Genomic DNA, 25,276 nt, shown 5'->3' with positions numbered 1-25,276 from the left:
CCGCCGGCCGAAACCAGTCATCCGACAGCGTCCGGGACCGCTGGCACCTCGACGTGGCTCCGGGGCCAAGGTCCAATGGTCGGCGATTTTGCCGACCCATCCCCGTCCCGAGGAGCCCCGCATGATGATCGCGACGATCCCCCCGATCCGGTCCCTCCTGATCGCCCTTGCCTCCTTTGGGCTTGGGGCGATCCCTGGAGCGACGGCGAGGGCCGGGCAGGACGCCCCCCCCGATCCGGACCCCTCCCGGTTCTCGAAGGAGATCGAGGCCTTCGAGCTCGCCGATCGCCAGCGGCCTCCCTCCCCTGGCGGCATCCTGTTCGTGGGGAGTTCCAGCATCCGGCGCTGGGATCTCGAGGCCAGCTTCCCGGAGATCGAGGTGACGAACCGAGGCTTCGGCGGCTCCCAGCTCTCCGACGCGATCCACTTCGCCGATCGGATCATCGCCCCGCATCGCCCCCGGCTGATCGTGCTCTACGAGGGGGACAACGACATCAACGCCGGCAAGTCGGCCGAGCGGGTCCGGGACGACCTGCTCCGGCTGGCCGATCGCTGCCGGTCGATCGCCCCCGAGGCGACGCTGATCGTCCTGTCGATCAAGCCAAGCCCGGCCCGGGCCGACCTCTGGCCCGAGATGCAGCGGGCCAACGCCCTGTTCAAGCGGCTCGCCGCCGAGCACGATCGGATCGACTTCGTCGACGTCGCCTCCCCGCTGCTCGGCCCCGGCGGGGAGATGCGTCCGGAGCTGTATGTCGAGGACGAACTCCACCTGAACGACCTCGGCTACGCCCAATGGGCCGAGGTGCTCCGTCCCATCCTGCTCGGCCGATCGCGATGACCCCCCCCGGTGCCCGGGACGAACCCCGGTTGGGAGGAATTCGGCCCCAGGGGTCCACACGGCGGCCCCGGGTGGTATAGACTGCCTTCCAGGGCCGCGATCGGTACCGGAAACTGGATGACCCCCGTCGCAGGATGCAAGCACCCGACCTCGCGGCGAATTTGCTTGCAATCAGCCCGGTCCGCCACTACATCCACCCTTAGCCTCCTCGGAGGGGCAGGGCGAGCGACGTTGCTCGCCCCCGAGTCCTGTCGGGAGGGCCGGAGCATGAGCACCCACGATCCTTCCCTCTCGGACACCGGCGAGTTCCCCGCCGTCCCCACCGCCTCGGGGCCTCGGGTCCAGGTCCGAGCCGCGGCGCGCTCGCACGTCGGCCGGGTCCGCCGGAACAACGAGGATCACTACCTGATCGCCCGGATCCGGCGCCAGCTGGAAATCGCGTCAACCAACCTCGACCCGTATCTCATCCCTCCGCTTCGCGAGGAGATCGGTTACATTTTCGCCATCGCCGACGGCATGGGGGGAATGGCCTCCGGGGAGGAGGCCAGCCGGCTGGCCCTCAGCGCCGGGCTGGAACTGGTCCGAGACGCCAACAAGTGGCACCTCGACTTCACCGACCCGGCCGAGGTCGACGACCTGAAGGAAACCTGCCTGCGTTACTTCCGTCAGATCAACCGGAGGGTCTACGAGCGGGCGACAAGCCACGCCGCGATGGAGGGGATGGGGACGACCCTGTCGGTCGCCTACAGCGTCGGCCTCCGACTGTTCGTGATCCACGTCGGCGACTCTCGGGTCTACCTCTCGCACGGCGGCGGGCTGGAGCAGCTCACCCTGGACCACACCGTCGCCCAGGATCTCGCAATCTCCGGCAAGATCACCCAGTCCCAGGTCAAATCGCACCGGCTCCGGAACGTGCTGACCAAGTACGTCGGCTCCCCAGGGGAAGGAATCGACGCCCAGTTGCAGAGCCTCGACCTCGTCGACGGCGACCGCCTGCTCCTGTGCAGCGACGGCCTCACCGACCTGGTCGACGACGCCACCATCGCCGAGTTGCTGCGCGCCGCGGACGACCCCCAGGACGCCTGTGATCGGCTCATCGACGCCGCCCTCCAGGCCGGCGGCCGGGATAACGTCTCCGCCATCGTCGTCCACTATCTGGTTGAGGACGACTGATCGCATCGGCTCCCCTCGAGCGCTCCCCAAGCGGGCGGCGCCGATCGCCCTTGGGGGACACGCCGCCGGGGAGTGGTCCCGCACCCTCCGGACCAACCGGACGAGTGCCTCCCCGGCGGTCGTGTCCAACCGCCTCGGCCCGGGGCCCCCCGACGCCTCGGCGGTGGCTCGACGGCCGGCACGGGCGGCCCGAGGCCGCCCCCACCTCGGAAGGCCCCGGCGGCGCTCTCCCGCCGCAGCCCCCCGCTTCGCCCCGATGCCGGCGGGATCAGCGCCGGTTTCGGAGCGAAGGCCACTTTGAGATTGAGATCGAATGTCACCCAAGCGCGATCGCCTCCGCTTCCGGCGCCTTCCCCCTGCTCTGGAGCGGCGATCCTCCCCCAAGAACCTTGGGATGAGGACACGGAACCGGCCAGAAAGGCAACTGAGACTCAATCTCAATGCGAATGAAGGTATCGCACCACCCCCCGACCTGTCAAGCACCGACCCGACCTCCCGACCTCGTGATTCGGCCAACCGAGCCTCGGCAGGCATCGGCCTCTCCGGGATCTCGGCGGGGGCCGGGGTCGTCGCGCCGGCGCTCCTGGGAAGCGCTCGATTCCCCTCCTCTGGGCAGGGCTCGCCGCGTGGATCGACGCTCGGACGTTGGCCGAGCGGTCCTCGCGGCGGGCCTTGCAACGATCCGATCCCCGGTTGGAGGGGGGCCGAGATCAGGCTCCGGAGTCCTCGGCGGGGGAGGCGTCGGCCTGGTCCTCGTCTTCCTCGGTGTCCTCGGCGTCCTTCGAGATCCTGGCCGGGCGGTCATCGGACTGGGCGAGGGCCCAGCCGAGGCGGTAGGCCGCCCGGGCGATGCGGGAGGCCTTGCCGATGTCGGCCTTCTCGACGTCGTCTCCCGGGCGGTGGTAGTCCTCGTGCAGCCCGGAGAAGAAGAAGATGATGGGGATGCCCATCCGGGCGAAGTTGAAGCTATCGGTGCGGGCGTAGAACTGGTCGGCGTCGTAGTCCGGCTCCATTCCCTCGGCGGCCAGCGCGTCGACGGCAACGGGGATGATCGTTGAGTAGTCGGGGTGGTCGGGGGACGGGGTGATGCTCACTCGGTTCGGGTCGTTCCGAGAGACCATGTCCATGTTGATGTCCGCCACGAGTTCGTATCCCTCGGGCAGAGTCATGTGCTCGCTCCACCACCGAGAGCCGAGCAGCCCTTTCTCCTCGCCGGAGACCCAGAGGAAGGCGACCGATCTCCTCGGCCTCGGCCCGGAGCCGAAGGCGTCGGCGATCTCCAGCAGGGCGCTCGTGCCGGAGGCGTTGTCGTCCGATCCGTTGTGGATCTCGTCGTTCATCACGCCGACGTGGTCGTAGTGAGCGCTGTAGATGACAACCTCCTTCCTCAGCTCCTCATCGGAGCCGGGGAACAGGCCGATGACGTTGCGGTCCTTGACGCGCTCGACCTCGGCCGCGAACGAGAAGTGGGCGGTGGCCCCAGACAGTTCCCGGGGAGTGGCCGGGTCGTCCGAGAGCCCGACGGCCTCATCGATCGCATCCCGGATGTGGTCCTCGACGAAGATCATCGGGGTCCCCTCGGGGGACGACGAGCCGAGTGACATCGACCGTCTTCCGAACATCCGGACGGCGAACGGGTTGGTCTGGGAGTAGGGCTGGGACTCCTCGAGGTCGAACGGGTGGACGATCAGCAGGGCGAGCGCTCCCCGCTGCCGGGCCTCCTGGAGCTTGGCGAACGAGTTCGCGCCCATCCCCCGCCGCCCTCGGTTCTCCTGATCTTCCTCCTCGCCGGGAGGAAGCCCGTCGAGCACCAGGACGATTCGGCCATCCACCGCCACCGCGTCGAAATCATTCGGCGCGTCTGCTTCGCCGGTTCGGCCGTAGCCGAGGTAGACCAGCGGGGCCTCGATCTCGCCAGGAGCGATCCCCCGGGGGACGAGGATGAAGTCCTTCTCAAAGACGCCGTTGATTTCCCTGGTCGCGCCGTCCTCCTCGATGCGAACGGAGAGTGAGGTCCCCTCGACCTGCGGGGTGATGAACTCCAGGGGGAAGTGGGCGAAGTAGGTCGGCTCGCCCTGCTCGACATCGCCGCTTGGCTCGGCGCCGAACGATCGGAGACGGGTGGCCAGGTATTCGGAGGCGATTTTGATCTCGGGGCTGGCCGTGTCGCGTCCCTTCATCAGGTCGGAGGCCAGAAAGTGCAGGTGCCCGGACAGCTCCCGCTCGGTGATGGAGGCCGCCGCCGGGGCCGAGCCGACCAGGGCCGACAGGCCGCCCGCCGGCCCGTCGGCCGAGGCGGCGGTTGCCGCAAGCGACGCCCCGAGGGCCAGCGCCGCCGGGGTCAGGTGCAGGGGGTTCATCGGAGGCGATCTCGTGCTCTGGGGGTGGGCGGATCGTCGACATCGAAACCGAAGCCCCTAGGATATCCCCACCGACGACTCCTCGGACAGGCCCTCGCTGGCGATCGAGCCGGTTCGGAGCGGGCGCCGACCGATCGTGGTCGGCACCGAGCGTCTTGGTTAGCATGGGGGTTGGTTCCGTTCCGATCCCCGCACCTTGAGCGCACTCGCCCATGGCCGCCAGCTTTGTCATCGACATGGACGGGGTCATCTACCACGGGCACCGGCTGATCCCGGGGGCCCGGGAGTTCGTCGATCGCCTGAGGGCCGGCGGGCACCCCTTCCTGTTCCTGACCAACAACAGCCAGTGGACCCCGCGCGACCTGCGGCACCGGCTGGCCCAGATGGGGATCGACGTCGACGACTCCGTCTTCCAGACCTCCGCCCTGGCCACGGCCGAGTTTCTCCGATCGCAGCGGCCGGGGGGGTCGGCCTTCGTCGTCGGAGGGGCGGGGCTGACCAACGCGCTGTACGAGGTCGGCTACCACCTGACCGAGCGCGACCCCGACTACGTCGTCGTCGGCGACACCCGGCGCTACGACTACGAGACGATCGAGCACGCCATCCGACTGATTCTCGGCGGCGCCCGGTTCATCGCGACGAATCCCGACCTGACCGGCCCGTCGGAAACCGGCCTGCAACCGGGATGCGGGGCCTTGGTGGCGCCGATCGAGCTGGCGACCGGGCGCAAGCCGTACTTCGTGGGCAAGCCGAACCCGCTGATGATGCGGACCGCCCTCCGGAAGCTGGGGGCTCATTCGTCCGAGTCGTACATGGTCGGCGACCGCATGGACACCGACATCATTGGCGGCACCGAGGCCGGGATGAGGACGATCCTGGTCCTGTCGGGCGTCACCGGCCGGGATGCGATCGACGCCTTCCCCTACCGGCCGACTCACGTGTTCGACGACGTCGGCCAGATTCCGGTCGATCAGCTCCCATGACCCGCCCTCCCCCGATTCTGCCCGACGACGACAACCCGTTCTCCCCGCCTCGGGCCGACCTCCGGCCGGCCCCCCGGGGGGAGTCGCCGATGGGTTCCGTCGCGGCGAGCGCCTGGAAGGCTGGGGATCAATTCGTCATGGGCCGGGCGGCTGACCTCTCGACCCACTGCGCCCGATGCGGGCGTCCCGCCTCGTCGAGGCTCCGACTGGAGCTGATCGCCGAGGGGAAGCGGATGCTCTGGGTCGGCCTCTGCTCCCGACACCGCAGGAATCGGTCGATCGTCCGACGGCTGCTCGCCCCCACCCTGCTCAGCTTCGTTTTCGGCGCCGGCTGGTTCGTCGTCATCGCGTTGAAGACGATGTCGCTGCCCTGGACGCTGGGCATCGGCTCGATGGCCTTCGTCCTCCTGGTCCTGCTCTTGCTGGTCGGCGAGCGTCCGCTGGTCACGGTCGAGGGGATCGAGGCCGCCACCTCCCCCGGGCCGTTCGTCCGGCTGGGAGGGCTCCATCCCCGGGTGCTGGAGGGCCTGGAGGAGTGGCCCGGCCCCGCTCGACCGGCCGGTTGAGTCCCGGGCCTTCCGATCTCCCGCGTCTCTCCCGGGCCATTGGCCGGCGGCCCCGCCTCTTGCCGGTCGATCGCGGGAGGATGGCCTCACCACCTCCGAGCCCCGCCCTCCCGGTTCCCCAGGGTCGATCGGGCCGCGTTCCGTCGCAGGGAAGTGTCGGGGAGCGTCCCGCTCGCTCCCCCGCCGAACCCAAGGGATCAGGAGTTTTGGACCGAGAAGCCGTGTTGCTCCTGATGGTACGGGCCGTCGAAGGTCTTGGCCGACTTGAACAACTCGTACCGGCCGTCGCCGGCCAGCTCGAGCACGCCGCGCTCGACGGCGGCGCGCTCGTCCTCGCTCATCGGGGTGAAGTTGCGGACGATCTCGAGATTCTGCTTCAGGATCTCAGGCGACTCGATCCCGGAGACGAGCGAGGCGATCGGCAGAGAGAAGACATAGCGCAGGGCGTCCTCGATCGACACGCCGGCCTCGGAGACGATCTTGCCGGAACCGCCGAGGCTCTTCATGCCGATCGGCGCGATGCCCCGCTGCAGCAGCACCGGCAGCACGTTCTTCTGGAAGCTGCGATAGGAGCCGTCCATCACGTTCAGCGGCATCTGCACGCTGTCCCACTCGTCGAACGGCATCCCGAGCATCTTCAGGTGGATCCAGGGATCTTTATGTCCGGTGAAGCCGATGTAGCGAATCTTTCCCTCTTCCCGGGCCTTCAGCGCCACGGAGAGGGCGCCGTCGGCGGCGAAGATCCACTCGGGGTCGTTCCCGTAGTTGATCTCGTGGAACTGCCAGAGGTCGAGGTGGTCGGTGCGGAGCCGACGGAGGCTCTGCTCGAGCTGCGCACGGGCGGTTTTGGCGTCCCGGGCGCAGACCTTCGTCATGAGGAAGACCTTGTCGCGCAGGTTTCCCTGCTCCAGGGCCTTGCCCATGCGCTCCTCGGAACCGCCGTCGTGGTAGTCCCAGGCGTTGTCGAGGAAGGTGATTCCCTCGTCGATGGCCATTTGGATGAGTGAGAGATCCTCGGCCTCGATCGGGTTCCGGCCGACGTGGTGGCCGCCGAGGCAGATCATGGTCACCAGCTGGTCGGCGTGGCGCCCAAACGGCCGCAGGGGGATGCCGGCGTCATTCTTCGGAGTTTCCTGGGCCTGTGCCGGCCCGACGATCCCGGCGACGGTCAGCCCGGCCAGGCCGGCCTGAACGAACTCGCGACGGTTCGGCGACGCGTCGATCGGCTTCGGATGCATCGTTGGGTCCTCGTGTCCTCGGCGTTCGTTGTGGTGACGACGACGGAGCGGGCAGCCCCGCCGGGGGGAGCACCCTCATGCTCTCGGGATGCTCGGTCGACCGCAAGGACCGTGCCGCCCCGGCCAGCGGCACGGCGCTTGCATCGGTCGCCGGTCAGACCGCCGGCCCGTCGCGGTCCGCCCGGTCGGGCGGACGGGGCCTCGAGCCGGTCTGGGGTCGACGAGGATCAGGGACGATCTTCCCCCGATCCGCGACACCACACTCCGACGAGGGAATTCCGATGGCTGACGAGATGACCCGTCCCGACCCGACCGACGTTCTGGCCGTGCGCAGCCGGGTGAGCTGGCAGGCGATCTTCGCCGGCGCGATGGTCGCGGTGACTTTCTACGCGGTGCTGATGCTCCTGGGCGTCGCCCTGCTTGGCGAGGCGGTCGCCCGCAACGCCGAGGGTGCCTCCATCGGCGTCGTCGGTGCCCTGTACACGGCGATCACGCTGCTGATCTCCTTCTTCTTCGGCGGCTGGGCCACGAGCCGGCTGGCCGTGGGAGAGAGCAAGCTGGAGGCCGTCCTCTACGGCCTGATCCTCTGGGGGCTGCTGTTCATCGGCCTGTTTGGCCTGCTCGCCTCGGGAGTCCGGGCCGGCTTCAGCGGCATGGTCGGCGGCGCCACCGTCGCCTATGCCGAGCCGGCGGCCGTCGAGGGGGGCGGCATGAACGTCGATCGCATCACCTCGATGATGGAGCGGGCCCAGGTCCCCGCCGATCAGATCGCTCGGTTCCGGGACTTCGCCGAGGACCCGGGCAACGCCGTCACCCGGGAGCAGGTCGTCCGAGTCTCCCGGGAGGCCGCCTGGTGGTCGCTGCTGGGCGTGATCGTCTCGCTGGCGTCGGTGATCTTCGGCTCGCTGGTCGGCTCGGGAGAGCTGCCGGTGCCGGTGCCCGTGATCGGCGTCCGCCGGACGACCGTGGTGCGACGCTCCTGACCGCGAGACAGGCCGCGCCCCGCCCTTCGGGGCGCGGCCCGACTCGACGATCATCCTCCCCCCCCCTGTCCCAACCGTCACCATTCGCCCCCCTTCGGCGCCGAGAGGTCCCCACCCGTGGCCGACCGCACCGTCCGCATTCGGATGAACCACCCGGTCATCGTGACCGTGCTCATCCTCGCGATCATCGCCTTCATGTACTTCGCGGCCGAGGTGCTCCGGCCGCTGGCGCTGGCCCTGCTGCTGAGCTTGGTGCTGGCTCCTCTGGTCGGATGGCTGGAGCGTCGCGGGCTGCCCCGCGTGCTCGCCGTGGTGTTGACCGTCGTGCTGACCCTGGGCGCCCTTGGGGGTGTGGGCTTCGTGGTGATTCAGCAGCTCGGCCAGCTCGCGACGGACCTCACCGAGCACCGAGGCGAGATCGAGCGCAAGATCAGCGAGGTGGTCAGGACGGGGAAGCCCTCGACCGTCGGCGAGCTGAAAGACATGGCCGAGGACATGTCCCGATCCATCCTGGAGCCGGACCGGGCCGACGGGGAAGACGCCGGGGTCGCCCTCGCCGAGCTTCCCGAGGCGCCCGGGGTCGGCCCCCCTCCCTTCTCCGGCAGGCCCGAGGAAACGCCGGAGGACGAGGAATCGGCCATCTACAAGGTCGAGGTCGTCGAGCGGCCGACGATTCAGGATCGCTTCCGCACGGCCGTCGGCCCGCTGCTGGAGCCGGCGGCGATCTTCGGCATCGTCCTGGTGCTGACGGCCTTCATGCTCATCACGCGCGATGACCTGTTCGGCCGGGTCATCCAGGTCATCGGCCTCAGCCACATCAGCCTGACCACCCGCACCCTGGGCGAGGCGGGCGAGCGGATCAGCCGCTATCTGATGACCTTCTCGTTCTTCAACGCCGTCTGCGGCCTGATCCTGGGGATCGGGCTCTTCCTGATCGGCGTCCCCTACGCGGTGCTCTGGGGCTTCCTCGTCTTCGTGCTGCGGTTCATCCCGTATGTCGGCCCGTGGACGGCGTTCCTGATGCCCCTGGGCTACTCGTTCGTCTTCAGCGAGGGCTGGCAGGAGCCGATCCTGGTCGCCGTCCTGTTCATCAGCTTCGAGGCGTTCTCCGAGTACGTGTTGGAGCCGGTTCTCTACGGGAGGACGACGGGGATCACCGCCGTGGGGCTCCTGATCGCGGCCATGTTCTGGACGTGGCTCTGGGGAGCGCCGGGCCTCTTGCTGTCGACGCCGCTGACCGTCTGCCTCGCCGTGCTGGGCAAGTACGTGCCCGCCCTGCGGTTCTTCGCCACGATGCTCGGCGAGGACGCCGTGTTGGAGCCCGGCGCGCTCTTCTATCAGCGAACGCTCGCTCGTGATTCAGACGGGGCGATCGACGTGGTCGAGGAGTATCTCGACGAGGGGAAGCCGATCGAGGCCGCCTTCGACGAGATCCTCATCCCCGCCCTCTCCCACGCCGAGCGAGATTTAGCCCGGGGGGTGATCGAGGAGAAGGACCAGGTGTTCCTCTGGAACATCGTCCGGACGATCCTCGACGACCTGGACGCCCGGACCTCGGTCGAGGAGGACGAGGCAAGGCGCCGGCTGGCCTCGGCCGAGGGCCGCAAGGTGATCGGCGTCGCCAGCAACGACGACGCCGACGCGATGGTGCTCCGCATGCTCGCCCTGGCCCTGCGGCCGAGCGGCGTTCCGGTGGAGGTCGTCTCCTCGGGCGCCTCGCCGCTGGAGGCCGCCGGGCACGTCTCCGAGGGGGGCGGCCCGCAGGTCGTCGTGCTGTCGCACCTCCCTCCGGTCGGCCTCAGCTCCGCCCGCTATCTCGTCCGACGCCTCAAGGCGCTCTACCCCGACGTCCCGCTCTGGGCCGGCCGCTGGGGAGAGGCCGGCGGCGAGAAGGCCCGCGTCCGCCTCTCCCGCATGGGCGCCGATCGCCTTCTCAATAGCATCGCCGATGCGAAGCTCAGCATTCCCGAGCTTCTGCTCACCCGCCAGTCCCGCCGAGACCACCCTCGGGGGGCTCCCACTTCGAGCTGATCCCGGAGCGGCCTCCGGCCCGATCGAGAACGGACCCGAGACGACCCCGACCAGCCAGGGCCGGGGTCTGTCACCCGAGCGATCGGTCGTGGTTCCTCCTCCCGAGCCAGCCGCCGGTGTTCCTCGCCGTTCCGAGTCCTCCTCGCTCCCCTCCGCTCGCGCAACCGGACCACCGATCGGTTATGATGGCCGCTTGCCTGCTTCGGCGCTCGCCCCCCATCGAGCGCCTCGCCGGCGGCCCTGCCTGCCCACCGTCCGACTGATCGGAGACGACCGCGATGCGCGTGATCCTCGACTACGGCCGCAATGGCCTCGAGGTCGAACTGCCCGACGATCGGGTCATCGGCCCGCTGGAGATCCGGGACGTCCCGCCGCTGGACGACCCCGACGCCGCCGTCGTCGCCAGCCTGGAAGCCCCCATCGGCTCTCCCCCCCTGCGCGAGGTGGCCAGGGGCAAGAAAACCGCCTGCATTCTTGTCTGCGACATCACCCGACCGGTCCCCAATGAGACGATCCTTCACCCCACGCTCCGGGTGCTGCACGAGTCCGGCATCCGGCGCGAGGACGTCCTGATCCTCGTCGCCACCGGCCTGCACCGGCCAAGCACCGAGGCCGAGCGCGTCGAGATGCTCGGCGAGCCGATCGCCCGGGAGTACCGCGTCGAGGACCACCACGGCACCGCCCTGGAAGAACACACCTTCCTCGGCACCACGCCGAAGGGAGTTCCCGCCTGGATCGACTCGCGCTACGTCCAGGCCGATCTGAAGATCGCCACGGGCCTGATCGAGCCGCACCTGATGGCCGGCTACTCCGGGGGCCGCAAGCTCATCTGCCCGGGCATCGCCGCCATCGAGACGGTCAAGATCTGGCACGGCCCCGACTTCCTCGAACACCCCAAGGCCGATTGCGGCATCCTCGACGGCAACCCCGTCCACGAGGAGAACACCCGCATCGCCCGCATGGCCGGCTGCGATTTCATTGTCAACGTCACCCTCGACAAGCAGCGCCGGATCACCTCCGTCGTCGCGGGAGACATGGAGGCCGCCTTCCTGGAGGGCGTCCGGTTCATCGAGCACGTCGTCACGGCCCCGGTCCGAGAGCCGGTCGACGTCGTCGTGACCAGCTCCGCCGGCTACCCGCTCGACACCACCTTCTATCAGGCCGTCAAAGGGATGACCGGCTGCCTGCCTATCGTCAAGCAAGGCGGCACGATCATCCTCGCCGCCAGCCTGAGCGAAGGAATCGGCAGCCCCGAGTTCCAGAGCCTCTTCCGAGAGAACCCCTCGCTCGACGTCTTCATGGAACGCATCCTCGGCAAGGAATACTTCGTGCTCGACCAGTGGCAGCTCGAGGAGCTCGCCAAGGTCCGGCGCAAGGCCCGGGTGAAGGTCGTCTCCGACGGCCTCCCCGCCGAGACCCTGGCCGGCCTGTTCGTCGAACCCGCCGAGACCGTCGAGGCCGCCCTCGCCGCATCGCTCGCCGAGTACGGCCCGAACGCCCGGGTCGCCGTCATCCCCAAGGGCCCCTACGTGTTGCCCACGATCGAAGGCTAGATCCCCGAGGGTTCCCGCCGATGGAACGCCGATCGCTCGACTTCCGCGATGCCGACTCCGTCATCGCCGAGATCCGCCGCCTCCAATCCGGCGGCTACACCATGCTCGGCAAGTGGAACCTCGCCCAGATCTGCGACCATCTGACGGCCACGATGCGCGTCGCCCTCGACGGGAGAGAACGGCGCCTGCCCTGGCCGATCCGGGCCCTGGTCTTCGGGCCGCTCTTCCGCCAGGTCATCCGCACCCGTCGCATGAGGGCCGGGCTCCCGACCCTCAAGCCCCTCGTCCCGACCTCCCCGAGCGGCCCCGACGACCCGGCGTCCATCGACGCCTGCATCGCCACCCTCGAACGCGCCCGGAATTGCTCCAGCGCCGACCTCCAGCACCCGGCGGTCGACCTGACCCTCCAACAGTGGCAACAACTGAGCTGGATCCACGCCGCCCATCACCTCGGCTTCCTCATCCCCGGGGACTCCGAGGCGACCACTCCCCCGGCCGGCTTGGGAGCCGTCGGCCAGCCCTCCTGATCGTCCCTCGCCCGATTGGAGTCCGCTCCCCATGCTCGGCGCCCGCTGGCGGCTCCCTTGAGCGACCCGACACTCTCAGCCGCGGTCGTCGTGGTGATCGCATCGGGCACCTCGGCGGACGTCGCGATCACTGCCCGGGACGGTCGACTCCTCGTCGGCCTGGCGTGCACCGTCGGGCTCGGACTCAGCGTCACCGCTGCGCTGGGATCGGTCGAGTTCGGCGCCGTTGTGGCCGCGAGCCAGTGCTCCGTCGCGATCCTCGCCATGGTCGGCCGGCGAGATCGGCCGACGCCCGGCGAGGTCAGCCCCCCTCGGGACGATCGCTCCAGGAGAAGATCGTGATCGGCGTCCCTTCCGGATCCGAGAGCCGGACCTCCCGGTAACGCTCCTCGAGGTTCTCAGCCTGCTCGCCGACCGCGACGCCGAGGCCGAGGAGTCGATCCCGCTGCTCCCCCACGTCCTTGACCTGGAAGACCAGCCGCATCCCCTTCGGCCGCTCCGTCGCGTCCTCCCTTCGTTTGATCGCCAGCCGGCCGCCCTCGGGGGCCTCCAGCAAGACAAACCCCTTCGGCTCGTCCCGCAGCGAAACCAGGAGGCCAAGCGTCCTGGCATACCACTCCGCGAGCCGAACCGGATCGCCCGCGTGGATCTCCGTCATGAAGAGGGTCATCCCGATGCGCTCCCCGCCCGATCCCCGTTCCTCCCGCACCGGTTGACGTTGACCGCCCCGGCAGGATGACTAAAATTCGTCTCATCTTACGTCGACGATCGCCCCCGCCGCTCGCACCGAAGGCCCGAGGATGTCCGAGGAGAAGAACGACGACCTGGAAGCCGTCCGCGCCGAGAAGCTCCGCAAGATCGAGGCCCTGGGCGTCGATCCCTGGGGCCGCCGGTTCGACGACCACTCGGCGATCGCCGATGTCCGAGCCCGAGCGCCCGAGGCCGCCCAGCCCGGCGACGAGGTTCCCGGCCCCCGCGTCCGGATCGCCGGCCGGATCATGTTGCGCCGGGTTCAGGGAAACGTCCACTTCCTGGAGCTGCGCGACTGGACCGGCCGCATCCAGCTGTTCGTCGGCAAGAAGCAGGTCGGTCCCGAGGCCTGGGAGCTGGCGAAGCAACTCGACCTCTCCGACCTGCTCGGCGTCGACGGCACCCTCGGCTTCACCAAGACCGGCGAGCTCACCGTCTTCGCCGAGTCGCTCACCTTCCTCGGCAAGTCGCTGCTTCCGCCTCCCGAGAAGTGGCACGGGTTGACCGATATCGAGGCGCGCAGCCGAATGCGCTACCTCGACCTGTTCAGCAATCCCGAGAGCCTACAGACCTTCCTCGGCCGCTCGAAGATCGTCTCGTCGATTCGACGCACGCTGGAATCCCGAGGCTTCGTCGAAATCGAGGGCCCGACGATGCAGTCGATCGCCGGAGGAGCCGCTGCCCGGCCGTTCGTGACGCACCACAACGCGCTCGGCCTGGACCTTTACTTGCGGATCGCCCTGGAGCTGCACCTGAAGCGACTGCTCGTCGGCGGCATGGAGCGCGTCTTCGAGCTCGGTCGCGTGTACCGCAACGAGGGCATCAGCCGCAAGCACAACCCCGAATTCACCATGATGGAGGCCTACCAGGCCTACGGCGACTACCACACCATGATGGAGCTGACCGAGGCCCTCATCGGCAACGCCATCCTCGCCGTCGACGGCAATTACACCCGCACCATCCATGTCGGCCCCGAGGGCGAGGCCGCCCCCGTCACCGTCGACTTCACCCCCCCCTGGCCCCGGAAGACGTACAACGAGCTCGTCCTCGAACACGCCGGCGTCGATCCGGCCGACCCCGAGGCCGTGAAGGCCAGGGCCGAGTCCCTCGGCCTCGAGACCGCCGGCAAGGATCCCGTGGTCATCCTCGGCGAGCTGTTCGAGGAGGCCGTCGAGGACCAGCTCGTCGGACCCGTCTTCGTCATCGACTACCCCGCCCCGCTCTGTCCGTTGACCAAGCGGAAGGCCGGACGCCCGGAGATCGCCGAGCGGTTCGAGCTGTTCGTGCTCGGCATGGAGCTGGCCAACGCCTATACCGAACTGAACGACCCGATCCTCCAGGAGCAGCTCTTCCGCCAGCAACTCGCCGGGCTCCCCGAGGAGGAGTCGATGGCCAAGATGGACGAGGACTTCATCAAGGCCCTCAAGCACGCCATGCCCCCCGCCGGCGGCCTGGGCATCGGCATCGACCGCCTCTGCATGCTGCTGCTCGACCGGCCGAGCATTCGGGACGTGATCCTCTTCCCCCTGCTCCGACCGCAGTCGTCGTTGGGAAGCGTAGGGGGCTGAGCGTCCGATTTCCGAAAAAGCCGGACGCCTCCGGTCGACCGAGACTCAGCCCGACCCGGCGTAAGGAGACGCCCGACCATGTACAAGTATCTGCTCTGCTGGCGCTACCTGCGGACCCGGTACATCGCGCTGGCGAGCATCATTAGCGTCATGCTCGGCGTGGCGACGATGATCGTGGTCAACTCGGTCATGGCCGGGTTCTCGACGATGATGGAGGAGCGGCTGCACGGCACGCTCTCGGACATCATCGTCGAGTCGTTCAGCCTCAACGGATTCAACAACCCGGACGAGGTCCTGGCCGCCATCGAGGAGGCCGCCGGCGACCAGATCGACGCCCTGGCCCCCTCGCTCCAGCTCTTCGGCTACGCCATGATCCCCGTCGGCGGCGGCGAGTACCTCACCCGGGAGGTGCAGATCATCGGCGTCCGCCCCGAGGACCGCGCCCGAGTCTCCGAATTCGCCGAATATCTCGTCCACCAGCCTCGAGAGGGCCAGGCCGACCTTCCTCCCGCCGAGCCCACCTTCCACGTCCCCGAGGAATTCCGCCTGAACACCTACGCCGGCCAGGTCTACCAGCGGACCGACCCGGACGACCCCTTCGCCGACATTCTGCTGGAGGACATGGCCAACCTCGTCCCCGCCGACGGGATGATCCTGGGCTACGCGCTCGGAACCATCCACCGTCCGGAATCGGACGAGGACCTGTTCATCGCCCCCGAGGGCTCGAAGGTCATCCTGCACTTCCCCTCCGCCGGCAAGACCCCCGAGGCCAAGACGGGCGAGTTCACCGTCGTCAGCTACTTCAAAAGCGGCATGAGCGAGTACGACTCGATGCAGGTCTTCGTGCCCATCGAGCGGCTGCAATTCCTGCGCGGCCAGGACGGGTTCGTCAACCAGATCCAGGTCAAGGCCCGCCCCGGCGCCGACCTGGAGGCCATCGCCTCCGCCATTCGCCTGACCCTGGAGCGGAAGTGGCCGACCCGATTCCTCGTCTCCACCTGGGAGCAGAAGCAAGGCCCGCTGCTGGCCGCCGTTCAGGTCGAGCAGAACATCCTGAACATCCTGCTCTCCTTCATCATCGCCGTGGCCGGCTTCGGCATCCTCGGCATCTTCTCGATGATCGTGGTCGAGAAGACCAAGGACATCGGCATCCTCAAGGCCCTCGGCGCCTCCGATTCCGGCGTCCGCGGCATCTTCCTCGGTTACGGCCTGACACTGGGGCTGGTGGGCAGCCTCGTCGGCATGACCGGCGGCCTGCTGTTCGTCCGCTACATCAACGAGATCGAGGACGCGCTGAGCGTGATGACCGGTCGCAAGGTGTTCGACGACGCCATCTACTACTTCCCCGAGATCCCCACGCTGGTCGAGCCGCTCACCGTCGCCTGGATCGTCGGCGGGGCGCTGCTGATCGCCGTCGCCGCCAGCGTCTGGCCGGCGCAGCGGGCGGCGCGGATGCACCCGGTCAAGTCGTTGCGGTACGAGTGAGCCGAAGGAAGGCGGATCGGGGGCCTGTCGGCCAGGGCAGAGCGACCCGGATGAGGAGGCATTCCTCCGACCCCCGCGCTCCCGGCCCGGCGGCCCCGATCCCCCGCCCTCCGCTCCCCCGCGGCTCCGCGTGAGACCCCCATCCCCATGCCCGAGGAGGGCCCCGATGGACCCCCACCTCTCGACCGTCGGCCTGTCCAAGTCCTACCGCAAGGGACGAGACCCCGTCCCCGTGCTCGACGGGGTCGATCTGGAGGTCGATCGCGGGGAGCTGCTCGCCATCGTCGGTGCCAGCGGCTCGGGCAAGAGCACGCTGCTCCACCTGATCGGCCTGCTCGACGCCGCCGACTCCGGCCGCATCTTCCTCGACGGCCGCCGCATCGACGACCTGACCGGCCGCAAGCGAGACGCCCTCCGCAACGGAACCTTCGGCCTCATCTTCCAGTTCTACCACCTCTTGCCCGAACTCTCGGCGCTGGAGAACGTTCTGCTACCGCTGGCGATCCGCCTCGGCCCGCTCTCCTACCTCTCCCAACGCCGATCGATCCGACGGGAGGCCGAGTCCCTGCTTGACCGCGTCGGCCTCTCCCACCGGCGGACCCACACTCCGGGGGAGCTCTCCGGAGGGGAGATGCAGCGGGTCGCCATCGCCCGAGCCCTGGCGGCCGGTCCCTCGGTCGTGCTGGCCGACGAGCCGACCGGCAACCTCGACGCCAACACCGGCCGGGAGGTCCTCGACTTGCTCCGGGACTTGAACCGAGAACGGCGACTCACTATGATCCTCGTCACCCACGACCTGGCCATCGCCGCCAAGGCCGACCGGGTCGTCCGGCTCGCCGAGGGCCGGCTCGAGGAGTGGTCGCCCGTCTTCGCCTGACCGACGCCGCACCCTCCCCCGACTCCCCGGCCACCCCGACGCCCCCGCCTCCGGCCCTTCCCGGAAGCGGGTTCCCGATCCCCGTCGGATCCGGAATCCGCCGTCCCGGACCTGGGCCCTGGCGTCCGGCCTCCGGAATCCGGAACCTGGAACCAGAGACAGGAATCCGGTATTCGATCGCGATCGGCCCAGCCCCGACCTCCGACCCGGGGCGAACCGGGCATGGCCCCGCTGGGTCTGGCTGGATCCATACCCCACGCGCCCCGATCGGCCGGCCGAGCGCCGAGGAGCCCCCGCCATGAGCCTGAAGGTCTACATCAACGGCAAGCTCTTCGACAAGGCCGAGGCCAAGGTCAGCGTCTACGACCACGGCCTGCTCTACGGCGACGGCGTCTTCGAGGGACTCCGTTCCTACGGCGGCAAGGTCTTCAAGCTGGAGGAACACATCCAGCGCCTCTACGCCTCGGCCCGGGCCATCCACCTGGAAATCCCGATGGCCCGAGACGAGCTGGCCGAGGCCGTGCTCGACACCCTGAAGGTCAACGACCTGACCGACGCCTACATCCGCCTCGTCGTCACCCGAGGCGCCGGCAGCCTCGGCCTCGACCCCCGCAAGACGACCGACCCCCAGGTCATCATCATCACCGACTCCATCTCCCTCTATCCCGCCGAACTCTACGATCACGGCTTGAAGATCGTTACCGCCGGCACCATTCGCAACCACCCCGCCGCGCTGAACCCCCGCATCAAATCGCTCAACTATCTCAATAACATTCTCGCCAAGATCGAGGGGACCAACGCCGGCTGCCTCGAAGCGCTGATGCTCAACCACACCGGTCACATCGCCGAGTGCACCGGGGACAATATCTTCGTCGTCGAAGACGGCGTGATCCACACGCCGTCGGTCGATTCCGGCATCCTGGAAGGAATCACCCGAGAGGCCGTCATCGACCTGGCCCGCTCGATCGGCCTGACGGTCATCGAGCGCACGATGGACCGGCACGACGTCTACACCGCCGATGAGTGCTTCCTCACCGGCACCGCCGCCGAGGTCATCCCCGTCATCGAGTGCGACGCCCGCCTCATCGGCGACGGCCGGCCCGGCCCGATCACGAAGGATCTTCACCACCGCTTCCACGCGCTCGTCCGAGGCGAAGCGGCGTCGTGAGTGATCGGCCCGGCGCCGGAGGGCCGCCCTCCGAGGGCGGGCCTCCTCGGCCGTCCGATCGGGGAGGGAGGTCACCCCCGGGTTCCCCGCCTTCCTCAGTCTCGCCGCTGCTGTCTTGTCCGCGTCCTCCTCATCCAGAAGGCGACCGCGGCGAGCAGGACGGGGACGGCGACGATCAGCAGCGCCCCCAGGCCGATCAGGAGTCGTTCCCAGATCATCGTCCACCTCTCGCCCGGTTCGATCCGAAGGAATTCCCCGGTTCCATCATACGGCACTCTTGACCGCCCGGGTCATCCCCCCGCATCGTGGATGCCGGCGCCCGATGCCTTGGGCATGCTCGTCGAAGGGGCGCTCGGCCCATCTCCCCTCGCCGGTGGTCCATGATCCAGATCGACCGCATCCTCGCCCCGACCGACTTCAGCAAGCACTCCGAGGCCGCCGTCCGCTTCGCCTGCGAGCTGGCCGATCGCCTTGGGGCCGAGCTGCACCTGCTGCATGTGCTCTCCGAGGTCGTCGTCCCCGCCGGGCCCGACCCCATGCTCGTTGCCAGCATGCCTCCCGAGTACTACAAGGAGATCGAGGACCAGGCTCGTCAGACCCTCGCCACCATTTGCGCCGCCGACTGGCCCAAGCCCCGCGCCGTCGTTTCCGAGATCCGGTGGGGAGACGCCGTCGATGAGATCCACGATTACGCCACCGAGCATGGCATCGACCTGATCGTCGTCTCCACCCACGGCCGAACTGGGCTGGCCCACGTGCTGCTCGGCTCGGTCGCCGAGCGCATCGTCCGGGAGGCCCCCTGCCCCGTTCTGACGATTCGGGACAAGAAACCTTAATGACGGGCGGTCGACCGCCGGAGGTTCCCCTTGCGATCGTTCCGCGTCACCGTCTCGGCCTCGATGGCGTGGATCCTGGTCATGGCCGGCACCGTGGCGTTCGTGCCGCCTCTTGTGCCCTGGATCGAGCGGCCGATGGGAAACCTGCTCCTGGCCACGGCGGTGGCCGACACCCTCTTCGACGTGTTCACCGCGCCGGCTCCCTAGGACTCGCCGGCGCCGCCCGCTTTCTCGGTGATCGAGTCCTGGTCCCGGGTGGACCGAGCGCCCACCCACCCGGTTCTCGGCTTCCAGGGAAGGCATCTGGGAGGAGCCGTCATGCCGCAGACCGCTTCCGCGGCGAGGCAGCGCATCGTCGATGGCCTCGCGGTCCCGCTCTCATCGGCCATCGGGGCCGGCTTCGCGGGCCGCTGCCACCGTCGGGCGACCTCCTCGACCCGATCGGGAGCGTCGGCGCCGAGTCCGGGTCCAGGCCACTGATCTCAACGTCCCCCCGCTGCTCGAGGCCCCACCGTGAGACTCGCCCCCGCCGCCTCGATCGCTCCCTCTCGCATCCGGGCCATCGCCGCGCTGGCCGATCAGCATCCCGGCACGCTCCGTCTGTTCTACGGCGAGGACACCCTCCCCACCCCCGACTTCATCAAGAACGCCGCCAAGGCCGCCCTCGACGCCGACCGCACCTACTACACGCCCAATCCCGGCTACCCTGAGCTCCGGCTCGAGATCGCCCGACAGGTCGGCCTTCTGCACGACCGGACCATCGACTCCACCGAGGTCGTCGTCACCGCCAGCGGCATGATGGCCATCCACCTGGCGATCGAGGCCACCGTTGGCCCCGGGGATTCCGCCCTCGTCGTCTCCCCCCTCTGGCCGAACTTCGTCGGCGCCATTCGGGTGGCCGGGGCCGAGGCGATCGAGGTGCCGCTCTCTCTCGACGGCGACCGCTTCATCCTCGACTTCGACCTCCTCGCATCCGCCGTCCGGCCCAACACCCGGCTGCTCGCCGTCGCCAGCCCCGGCAACCCCACCGGCTGGACCGCCTCCCCCGACGACTGGCGACGGCTCCTCGCCTTCTGCGAGCGGCACGACCTCTGGCTGCTGGCCGACGGAGTCTACGAGCGGATCGTCTTCGACCGAGCTCCGCCGATCGCCCCCAGCCCGCTGGCGATCCCGGAGGCCCGATCTCGGACGATCGTCGCGCAGAGCTTCAGCAAGGCGTACCGCATGACCGGCTGGCGCGTCGGCTACGCGATCGCCCCGCCGGAGGTGGCCCAGTCGATGGCCGTCCTCCAGGAGTTCGCCGTCAGCCACGCCTTCGGCGTCGCCCAGGAGGCGGCCCGAGCGGCCCTCCGGGACGGCGAGCCCTTCATCGCCGACGCACTGGCCCGATACGCCCGCCAGCGCGACCTGGCCGTCGATCGCCTCCGCCGGATCGAAGGCGTCCATGTGCCCGTCCCCGAGGGCGCCTTTTACGTCTTCCCCCGGTTCGACGGCCTGGCCGACTCGGTCGCGCTGTGCGAATCGCTCGTCCGGGATCACCGCGTCGGCGTCGCGCCGGGATCGGCCTTCGGCTCGGGGGGAGAGGGACACGCCCGCATCTGCTTCGCGGTCGACGAGGCCACGCTGACCGAGGCGCTCGACCGCATCGAACTCGGCTGGCTCTCCTTCCGCGACCGAGGCCCGAACCGATGAGCCGTCCTGCGCAGTCCCATCACGCTCCCGGCCAGGATGACCGCATCCTCTACCGGGGGAAGAAGATCGACCTGGCCCTACGACCCGTCACGCTCTCTGACGGCACGACGGCCGAGCGTGAGGTCGTCCTCCACCGCGGGGCGGTCGCCCTGCTCCCTCTGCTCGACGGCGGCGCCCGAGTCTGCCTGATCCGCAACCGCCGCTACGCGATCAACAAGACCCTGCTCGAGGTCCCCGCCGGCACGATTGACCCCGGCGAGCCCCCCGACGCGTGCGCCCTCCGAGAACTCCGAGAGGAAACCGGCTACATCGCCGGCCGGCTCTCCCTGCTCACCGAGTGGTGGGTCTCCCCCGGCCTCTTCACCGAACGGATGTACCTCTTCCGCTGCGACGACCTCCGCCCCGGGCCCCACGCTCGGGAGCTCGACGAGCAGATCGAGCCCGTCGAGGTCCCCTGGGAGCAGGCCGTCGCCATGGCGCTCGACGGCCGCATCGAGGACGCCAAGTCCATGCTCGCCATCCTCTACTGGGACCGGATGCGTCGAGAATCGGGAGCGTGATCCCGTCCCGCCGACCGGACTCGAAGGCACCGAATCCGGGCCCGTCGGCCTCCAGGCCCGCTCCGTCCCGGGCGGTCGGCCGGTGGGAAGAAACGAGGGGCCGGCCTCGGAGGCGATCCCCGAGGCCGGCTCCTTGTTTGTGAGCATCAATGCTCGACCATCGCGGTGCGGTGCGGTGCGGTGCGGTCAGGGCTGGAACCGCATGATGCACGGGCTGAGCACCGCGTCATCCTGATGGACACCGGGGCCGATGTCCTTCAGCTCGTTCAGGTAGAGGTCGGTGTCCTTGGCGTCGATCCACCGGGTGCGCTTCCAGGAGACGCTGCCGTCGGTGAACAGCACGTTCTGACCTGCCCCGCCGTGGTTGGGGCTATTGCCGGCCAGGATCACGCCCCCGACCGGCGCCCGGGAGGAGGAGGCCGAGTCGTCCAGCCGGAAGGGGGGCTGGTCGGCGACCAGCGGCACATGGTTCGAAACTCGGATCGTCATCGGGACAGGATGACCGTCGCCGCCCCGAACCCCCAGATGATAGGCGTAGTCGACGTGGATGTCTCCCCGGCACGTGCCGGGAGACCGGCGCTCCCGGTCCAGGATCACGTCAAACGCGGGCAGTGACCGCGAATCCTCCGTGATGCCGCCGCAGGGGCAGTCGAGCACCGCCGGATCCGGCAGCAGGCCGGCGTCCCGGAGCTGGACGAAGGCGGCCCCCACGTAAGCCGCCGGGCACGACGGATCGACGAACGGGTAGTTCTCGTGCGTCGTGGCGTACTGATTCAGCGCCAGGCCGACCTGCCGGAGGTTGTCGGTGCAGAGGAGCTGGTCGGCCCGGCGATGCTGCTCCCGGACGGCCGGGACCAGCGACATCAGGCCGATGAGCATGACCGCCGCCGCCACGCCGACGTCCGCCCAGCGGAACCGGGGGCGATTCGGAGCGAATTCCAGGGTACGGGGCTCGTCGGCGTGTCGGGCGATGCGGTGCAGGGTCCGCTCGGCCAGGCGGGGGGGGGGTTCGAGGTCGTCGTCGCCGTCGTCGAGCAACAGGTCGAGGGCGCGATGCAGGCGGTCGCGACGGAAGGCGAGGGCCGGATCGGCGGCGACAGCTCGCTCCAAGAGGGTGCGCTCTTGGGCGTCGAGCTGGCCGAACGCCTCGTCGAAGAGCGTGGAGTCGTTCATGGAACCGAACCGTTGTCATCGGGTCCGGCCGCGTGGGCCAGCTCGGCGAGCTTCGCCACGGCGGCGTGCAGGCGGGATTTCACGGTGCCGACCGGGATCCGGAGGATTTCGGCGATTTCTCGGTACTTCAGGTCTTGGTAGTAGGCCAGAATCAAGGTCTGCCTCAGCCCTTCGGGCAACTTGGCGATCGCCCCACGCACCCACTGCCGACGTTCCTCGCTCTGCATCTCGGCCAGCGGTCCGGGCTCCTCCCCCGTCAGCAGGTCGACCAGGGCGCCGGGATCGCTGTCCGAGCCCTCGATCCGCTGGTCCAGGCTGACCGTCGGGTGCCGGCCTGCCTTCCGCAGCGCGTCGACGGCCTGGTGGGTCGCGATCGCGTAGAGCCACGGGCGCAGCGGGCGCCCGTCCTCATACAGCCCTCGCTTCAGATGCAGCTGCAGGAACGTATTCTGGAACACGTCGTCGGCCAGGGCTCGATCGCCCACGTACCGGGCGAGATACCGGTACAGTTCGCGCTCGTAGCGCCGGACCAACTCGTCGAAGTCCTCCGTTCGGGCCTGCTCCCGATACCGACTCATCAGCTGCTCGTCCGATTGCTCGGCGAGGAGGTCGGCGGTCGCAGGTCCTGTGGCCTTCACCATGGTTACGCCGAGTCCCGGCGGGGGGTTCGGTCCCGCCTCCCGATTGGGGTCCGATCGCTTTTGGCGCCGCGCCGGGATGGCCGGCGCGCCTGGTCGAATCGGCCCATTCTCCCGGCCCCAGGACGGGGTCGTCAAGTTGTCCGCGAGGGCTCATGGCCGACGCACCGGGGATCGAGGCGGCAATGACCGGGCCGAGGCTCAGGCCAGCAGGCCCGTCAGCACCCGGCCGCCGACGTCCGTCAGCCGCTCATCCCTCCCGCTGTGCAGATAGGTCAGGCGGGTGTGGTCCAGCCCCATCAGGTGCAGAATCGTCGCGTGCAGATCGTTGATGTGCGCCGGTTCCTCCACCGCGTTCAGGCCGATCTCGTCGGTGCTCCCCAGGATCGTCCCTCCCTTCACTCCGCCGCCGGCCATCCACATCGAGAAGCCGGTCGCGTTGTGGTCCCGGCCCCGGCTCCCCCCTTCGCTGGCCGGCGTGCGGCCGAACTCTCCTCCCCAGACCACCAGCGTCTCCTCCAGCAACCCGCGCCGCTTGAGGTCGGTCAGCAAGGCGGCCACGGGCCGGTCGGTCCGGCCGCACATCTTCTCGTGATTCTCGTTCACATCGGCGTGAGCATCCCACTGCATCGCCACCGGCCCTCCTCCCGAGTACACCTGGACGAACCTCACCCCGCGCTCCACCAGCCTCCGGGCCAGCAGGCAGCGCGTTCCGAATTCATTCGTCCTCGGGTCGTCCAGGCCGTACAGCCTTCTCGTCTCGTCCGGCTCCTCCGACAGGTCCACCGCCTCCGGAGCCTCGGCCTGCATCCGGAAGGCGAGCTCATACGAGGCGATCCGGGCTTCCAGCTCGGGTTCTCCCGGGTCGGGCCCGTCCCGGTTCATGGACTGGAGCAGGTCGAGCGTCCTCCGTTGCTGCTCCCGGGAGAATTCCCCGGTGGCGGGCTTCAGGTCGATGATCGGCTTCGGGCCGGGACGGAACAGGGTCCCCTGGTAGCTCGCCGGCAGGAACCCGGCTCCCCAGCAAGGGGCTCCCCCTTCGGGAGTCCCCTCCGGCTGGGTCATCACCACATACGCCGGCAGGTTCTCGTTCTCGGTCCCCAGGCCATAGCCGACCCAGCTCCCGAGGCTCGGGTACCCCATGAACACCCGGCCGCAGTTCATCTGGTAATGCGCCGGCGCGTGCACCACGCTGTCCACCGAGCACGACCGGATCAGCGCGATCTCGTCGGCCAGCGGGTGCAGGTGCGGCACCAGGTCCGACATGTCCATGCCGTTCTCGCCGTACTTCCCCCACGTCCGGGTCGATCCCAGACAGATCGGGTCCGACTCCAGGAACTGGCTGTGGATCTTCCCGAAGCTCGGCGGCACCGGCTGGCCGTGCAGGCGGTTCAGCACCGGCTTCGGGTCGAACAGGTCGAGGTGGCTCGGCCCGCCGACCATGAACAGGAAGATGCACCGCTTCGCCTTCGCCTCGAAGTGAGGCGCCCTGGGCGCCAGCGGGTTGATCGCTCCTCGCTCGCCGTCCGACGCCCCGGCCTCGCGCCGCAGGAGGTCCGCCAATGCCAGCAGGCCGAAGCTCGCCCCGGTCGACTGGAGGAACGACCGCCGGTCGATCGTCGCCGACGCGGGGAGGGGTCCGGGGCAAGTTCGGCTCGGTCGGGGCATCGGGAGGAGCTCCGAGGGGTTCTCGGCGATGAGGGGAGGTCGACGTCGGTTCCAGGTTGGGGCGAGTGCCTCGAACCGCGATCGGATCGGCGCCGCGCCTCCGGTCAGGAGGTCATCACCGTCGATTCCATCAGGGAACGTACAGGAACTCGTTCCGGTTGAGCATCGCCAGGGCGAAGTCCACCCAGGCCGCCGCCTCGGCCGGTTCGACTTTCGCCGGGATCGGCGACGGGGACGCCAGCGGAGGGTCCCCGTCGGACCGCTCGAGCAGCAGCTCCGCCTGGCCGTCGAGGAAGGCCATCGCCTGCTCGAGCTCCCGGTCGTTCGGCTCCCGGGCCAGGAGGAGTCGGTAGGCGAGATCGATCCTCGCCGTCTCGTCCGACGGCTCCTCGGCGAACAATCGGCCGGCGAGGGCCTTGGCCCGGTCGATCGCGAACCGGCTGTTCATCAGGATGAGCGACTGGAGCGGATGCGTGCTCTCGGGCTCTGTCGCAAAGAGAGCCGAAATGGGGGTGGGCCCGGTTGACAGTTTCGATGGAAGGGGAGGCACCTTCGTGGTGGACTGGGTCACAGCGACAATCGCCAGCACCCCGAAGGGCCCCCCCGATG

24 protein-coding genes are annotated in these 25,276 nt (G+C 69.1%); 16 read left to right on the top strand and 8 right to left on the bottom strand.

The annotated features are described in order from the left end of the window. Positions 1 to 121: 121 nt before the first annotated feature. Positions 122 to 838, top strand: coding sequence for a GDSL-type esterase/lipase family protein (locus tag TsocGM_RS10855; RefSeq protein ID WP_126725390.1), 717 nt, complete (start codon positions 122 to 124; stop codon positions 836 to 838). A gap of 267 nt (positions 839 to 1,105) precedes the next feature. Next, positions 1,106 to 2,011 carry a PP2C family protein-serine/threonine phosphatase gene (locus tag TsocGM_RS10850; RefSeq protein ID WP_158633492.1) on the top strand — a complete coding sequence of 302 codons (906 nt, stop codon included), beginning with the start codon at positions 1,106 to 1,108 and terminating at the stop codon, positions 2,009 to 2,011. 710 nt (positions 2,012 to 2,721) lie between these two features. Here TsocGM_RS10850 and TsocGM_RS10840 read toward each other — a convergent pair. Continuing rightward, complete coding sequence (locus TsocGM_RS10840; RefSeq protein WP_126725388.1) at positions 2,722 to 4,371, bottom strand: M28 family peptidase; 1,650 nt, start codon at positions 4,369 to 4,371, stop codon at positions 2,722 to 2,724. Between the two features lie 212 nt (positions 4,372 to 4,583). Here TsocGM_RS10840 and TsocGM_RS10835 point away from each other — a divergent pair, with 212 nt between their 5' ends. Both TsocGM_RS10835 and TsocGM_RS10830 read left to right on the top strand, forming a co-directional pair. Beyond that, complete coding sequence (locus tag TsocGM_RS10835; protein ID WP_126725387.1) at positions 4,584 to 5,354, top strand: HAD-IIA family hydrolase; 771 nt, start codon at positions 4,584 to 4,586, stop codon at positions 5,352 to 5,354. Next, positions 5,351 to 5,920: a hypothetical protein gene (locus TsocGM_RS10830; protein ID WP_126725386.1), complete on the top strand. Its 570-nt coding sequence runs from the start codon at positions 5,351 to 5,353 to the stop codon at positions 5,918 to 5,920. The genes TsocGM_RS10835 and TsocGM_RS10830 overlap by 4 nt, the downstream gene beginning before the upstream one ends. A gap of 197 nt (positions 5,921 to 6,117) precedes the next feature. Here the strand turns inward: TsocGM_RS10830 and TsocGM_RS10825 are convergent, their stop codons facing one another. Beyond that, a complete protein-coding gene (locus TsocGM_RS10825) occupies positions 6,118 to 7,158 on the bottom strand; it encodes an aldo/keto reductase (RefSeq protein WP_126725385.1) in 1,041 nt (346 codons plus the stop codon). A 281-nt stretch (positions 7,159 to 7,439) separates the two neighbouring features. Between TsocGM_RS10825 and TsocGM_RS10820 the strand changes: the two genes are divergently transcribed. From TsocGM_RS10820 to TsocGM_RS10805, 4 genes are all read left to right on the top strand, one after another. After that, positions 7,440 to 8,141 carry a hypothetical protein gene (locus TsocGM_RS10820; protein ID WP_126725384.1) on the top strand — a complete coding sequence of 234 codons (702 nt, stop codon included), beginning with the start codon at positions 7,440 to 7,442 and terminating at the stop codon, positions 8,139 to 8,141. A gap of 117 nt (positions 8,142 to 8,258) precedes the next feature. Further along, a complete protein-coding gene (locus TsocGM_RS10815) occupies positions 8,259 to 10,172 on the top strand; it encodes an AI-2E family transporter (RefSeq protein WP_126725383.1) in 1,914 nt (637 codons plus the stop codon). A 278-nt stretch (positions 10,173 to 10,450) separates the two neighbouring features. Further along, complete coding sequence (gene larA / locus TsocGM_RS10810; RefSeq protein ID WP_126725382.1) at positions 10,451 to 11,725, top strand: nickel-dependent lactate racemase; 1,275 nt, start codon at positions 10,451 to 10,453, stop codon at positions 11,723 to 11,725. 20 nt (positions 11,726 to 11,745) lie between these two features. Beyond that, a complete protein-coding gene (locus TsocGM_RS10805) occupies positions 11,746 to 12,252 on the top strand; it encodes a DUF1569 domain-containing protein (protein WP_126725381.1) in 507 nt (168 codons plus the stop codon). Positions 12,253 to 12,553: 301 nt separating this feature from the next. Here TsocGM_RS10805 and TsocGM_RS10800 read toward each other — a convergent pair whose 3' ends face one another. After that, a complete protein-coding gene (locus TsocGM_RS10800) occupies positions 12,554 to 12,922 on the bottom strand; it encodes a VOC family protein (protein ID WP_126725380.1) in 369 nt (122 codons plus the stop codon). Positions 12,923 to 13,052: 130 nt separating this feature from the next. Between TsocGM_RS10800 and lysS the strand changes: the two genes are divergently transcribed. The 4 genes from lysS to ilvE all read left to right on the top strand — a co-directional run bounded on the left by lysS (position 13,053) and on the right by ilvE (position 18,100). After that, on the top strand, positions 13,053 to 14,570 hold the full coding sequence (gene lysS / locus TsocGM_RS10795; protein ID WP_126725379.1) for a lysine--tRNA ligase: 1,518 nt from the start codon (positions 13,053 to 13,055) through the stop codon (positions 14,568 to 14,570). 78 nt (positions 14,571 to 14,648) lie between these two features. Then, positions 14,649 to 16,055, top strand: coding sequence for an ABC transporter permease (locus TsocGM_RS10790; RefSeq protein WP_126725378.1), 1,407 nt, complete (start codon positions 14,649 to 14,651; stop codon positions 16,053 to 16,055). Positions 16,056 to 16,221: 166 nt separating this feature from the next. Further along, entirely contained in the window at positions 16,222 to 16,932 is a 711-nt protein-coding gene (locus TsocGM_RS10785; protein ID WP_126725377.1) for an ABC transporter ATP-binding protein, read from the top strand. 298 nt (positions 16,933 to 17,230) lie between these two features. After that, complete coding sequence (ilvE, locus tag TsocGM_RS10780) at positions 17,231 to 18,100, top strand: branched-chain-amino-acid transaminase (protein WP_126725376.1); 870 nt, start codon at positions 17,231 to 17,233, stop codon at positions 18,098 to 18,100. A gap of 95 nt (positions 18,101 to 18,195) precedes the next feature. On the opposite strand, the gene TsocGM_RS27610 is transcribed toward ilvE, so the two are convergent. Beyond that, positions 18,196 to 18,318 (bottom strand): hypothetical protein, encoded by a 123-nt coding sequence (locus tag TsocGM_RS27610; RefSeq protein WP_261341637.1) that lies wholly within the window; start codon positions 18,316 to 18,318, stop codon positions 18,196 to 18,198. Between the two features lie 162 nt (positions 18,319 to 18,480). Here TsocGM_RS27610 and TsocGM_RS10775 point away from each other — a divergent pair, with 162 nt between their 5' ends. From TsocGM_RS10775 to TsocGM_RS10765, 4 genes are all read left to right on the top strand, one after another. Beyond that, a complete protein-coding gene (locus tag TsocGM_RS10775; protein WP_126725375.1) occupies positions 18,481 to 18,936 on the top strand; it encodes a universal stress protein in 456 nt (151 codons plus the stop codon). Between the two features lie 30 nt (positions 18,937 to 18,966). After that, positions 18,967 to 19,143 (top strand): hypothetical protein, encoded by a 177-nt coding sequence (locus TsocGM_RS25990; RefSeq protein WP_158633491.1) that lies wholly within the window; start codon positions 18,967 to 18,969, stop codon positions 19,141 to 19,143. 306 nt (positions 19,144 to 19,449) lie between these two features. Then, positions 19,450 to 20,628 (top strand): pyridoxal phosphate-dependent aminotransferase, encoded by a 1,179-nt coding sequence (locus tag TsocGM_RS10770; RefSeq protein ID WP_126725374.1) that lies wholly within the window; start codon positions 19,450 to 19,452, stop codon positions 20,626 to 20,628. After that, positions 20,625 to 21,188 carry an NUDIX hydrolase gene (locus TsocGM_RS10765; protein WP_126725373.1) on the top strand — a complete coding sequence of 188 codons (564 nt, stop codon included), beginning with the start codon at positions 20,625 to 20,627 and terminating at the stop codon, positions 21,186 to 21,188. The genes TsocGM_RS10770 and TsocGM_RS10765 overlap by 4 nt, the downstream gene beginning before the upstream one ends. 186 nt (positions 21,189 to 21,374) lie before the next feature. On the opposite strand, the gene TsocGM_RS10760 is transcribed toward TsocGM_RS10765, so the two are convergent. The 4 genes from TsocGM_RS10760 to TsocGM_RS10745 all read right to left on the bottom strand — a co-directional run. Next, a complete protein-coding gene (locus TsocGM_RS10760; protein ID WP_126725372.1) occupies positions 21,375 to 22,361 on the bottom strand; it encodes a hypothetical protein in 987 nt (328 codons plus the stop codon). Continuing rightward, positions 22,358 to 22,939, bottom strand: a complete 582-nt coding sequence (locus TsocGM_RS10755; RefSeq protein ID WP_233578738.1) for an RNA polymerase sigma factor — start codon at positions 22,937 to 22,939, stop codon at positions 22,358 to 22,360. Before TsocGM_RS10755 ends, TsocGM_RS10760 begins: the two co-directional genes overlap by 4 nt. A 261-nt stretch (positions 22,940 to 23,200) precedes the next feature. After that, positions 23,201 to 24,667 carry a DUF1501 domain-containing protein gene (locus tag TsocGM_RS10750; protein WP_126725370.1) on the bottom strand — a complete coding sequence of 489 codons (1,467 nt, stop codon included), beginning with the start codon at positions 24,665 to 24,667 and terminating at the stop codon, positions 23,201 to 23,203. Between the two features lie 130 nt (positions 24,668 to 24,797). Continuing rightward, on the bottom strand, positions 24,798 to 25,276 hold a 479-nt coding region (locus TsocGM_RS10745; protein ID WP_126725369.1), incomplete at its 5' end, for a DUF1553 domain-containing protein.

The organism is Tautonia sociabilis (genome assembly GCF_003977685.1).
GTDB classification, from domain to species: Bacteria; Planctomycetota; Planctomycetia; order Isosphaerales; family Isosphaeraceae; genus Tautonia; species Tautonia sociabilis.
This window is presented reverse-complemented; position numbering and strand designations above follow the sequence as displayed.

Coding starts and splice junctions, on each gene's coding strand:
- TsocGM_RS10855 (WP_126725390.1), top strand. CDS start 122: ATGATGATCGCGACGATCCCCCCGATCCGGTCCCTCCTGATCGCCCTT.
- TsocGM_RS10850 (WP_158633492.1), top strand. CDS start 1,106: ATGAGCACCCACGATCCTTCCCTCTCGGACACCGGCGAGTTCCCCGCC.
- TsocGM_RS10840 (WP_126725388.1), bottom strand. CDS start 4,371: ATGAACCCCCTGCACCTGACCCCGGCGGCGCTGGCCCTCGGGGCGTCG.
- TsocGM_RS10835 (WP_126725387.1), top strand. CDS start 4,584: ATGGCCGCCAGCTTTGTCATCGACATGGACGGGGTCATCTACCACGGG.
- TsocGM_RS10830 (WP_126725386.1), top strand. CDS start 5,351: ATGACCCGCCCTCCCCCGATTCTGCCCGACGACGACAACCCGTTCTCC.
- TsocGM_RS10825 (WP_126725385.1), bottom strand. CDS start 7,158: ATGCATCCGAAGCCGATCGACGCGTCGCCGAACCGTCGCGAGTTCGTT.
- TsocGM_RS10820 (WP_126725384.1), top strand. CDS start 7,440: ATGGCTGACGAGATGACCCGTCCCGACCCGACCGACGTTCTGGCCGTG.
- larA (WP_126725382.1), top strand. CDS start 10,451: ATGCGCGTGATCCTCGACTACGGCCGCAATGGCCTCGAGGTCGAACTG.
- TsocGM_RS10805 (WP_126725381.1), top strand. CDS start 11,746: ATGGAACGCCGATCGCTCGACTTCCGCGATGCCGACTCCGTCATCGCC.
- TsocGM_RS10800 (WP_126725380.1), bottom strand. CDS start 12,922: ATGACCCTCTTCATGACGGAGATCCACGCGGGCGATCCGGTTCGGCTC.
- lysS (WP_126725379.1), top strand. CDS start 13,053: ATGTCCGAGGAGAAGAACGACGACCTGGAAGCCGTCCGCGCCGAGAAG.
- TsocGM_RS10790 (WP_126725378.1), top strand. CDS start 14,649: ATGTACAAGTATCTGCTCTGCTGGCGCTACCTGCGGACCCGGTACATC.
- TsocGM_RS10785 (WP_126725377.1), top strand. CDS start 16,222: ATGGACCCCCACCTCTCGACCGTCGGCCTGTCCAAGTCCTACCGCAAG.
- ilvE (WP_126725376.1), top strand. CDS start 17,231: ATGAGCCTGAAGGTCTACATCAACGGCAAGCTCTTCGACAAGGCCGAG.
- TsocGM_RS27610 (WP_261341637.1), bottom strand. CDS start 18,318: ATGATCTGGGAACGACTCCTGATCGGCCTGGGGGCGCTGCTGATCGTC.
- TsocGM_RS10775 (WP_126725375.1), top strand. CDS start 18,481: ATGATCCAGATCGACCGCATCCTCGCCCCGACCGACTTCAGCAAGCAC.
- TsocGM_RS10765 (WP_126725373.1), top strand. CDS start 20,625: ATGAGCCGTCCTGCGCAGTCCCATCACGCTCCCGGCCAGGATGACCGC.
- TsocGM_RS10760 (WP_126725372.1), bottom strand. CDS start 22,361: ATGAACGACTCCACGCTCTTCGACGAGGCGTTCGGCCAGCTCGACGCC.
- TsocGM_RS10755 (WP_233578738.1), bottom strand. CDS start 22,939: ATGAGTCGGTATCGGGAGCAGGCCCGAACGGAGGACTTCGACGAGTTG.
- TsocGM_RS10750 (WP_126725370.1), bottom strand. CDS start 24,667: ATGCCCCGACCGAGCCGAACTTGCCCCGGACCCCTCCCCGCGTCGGCG.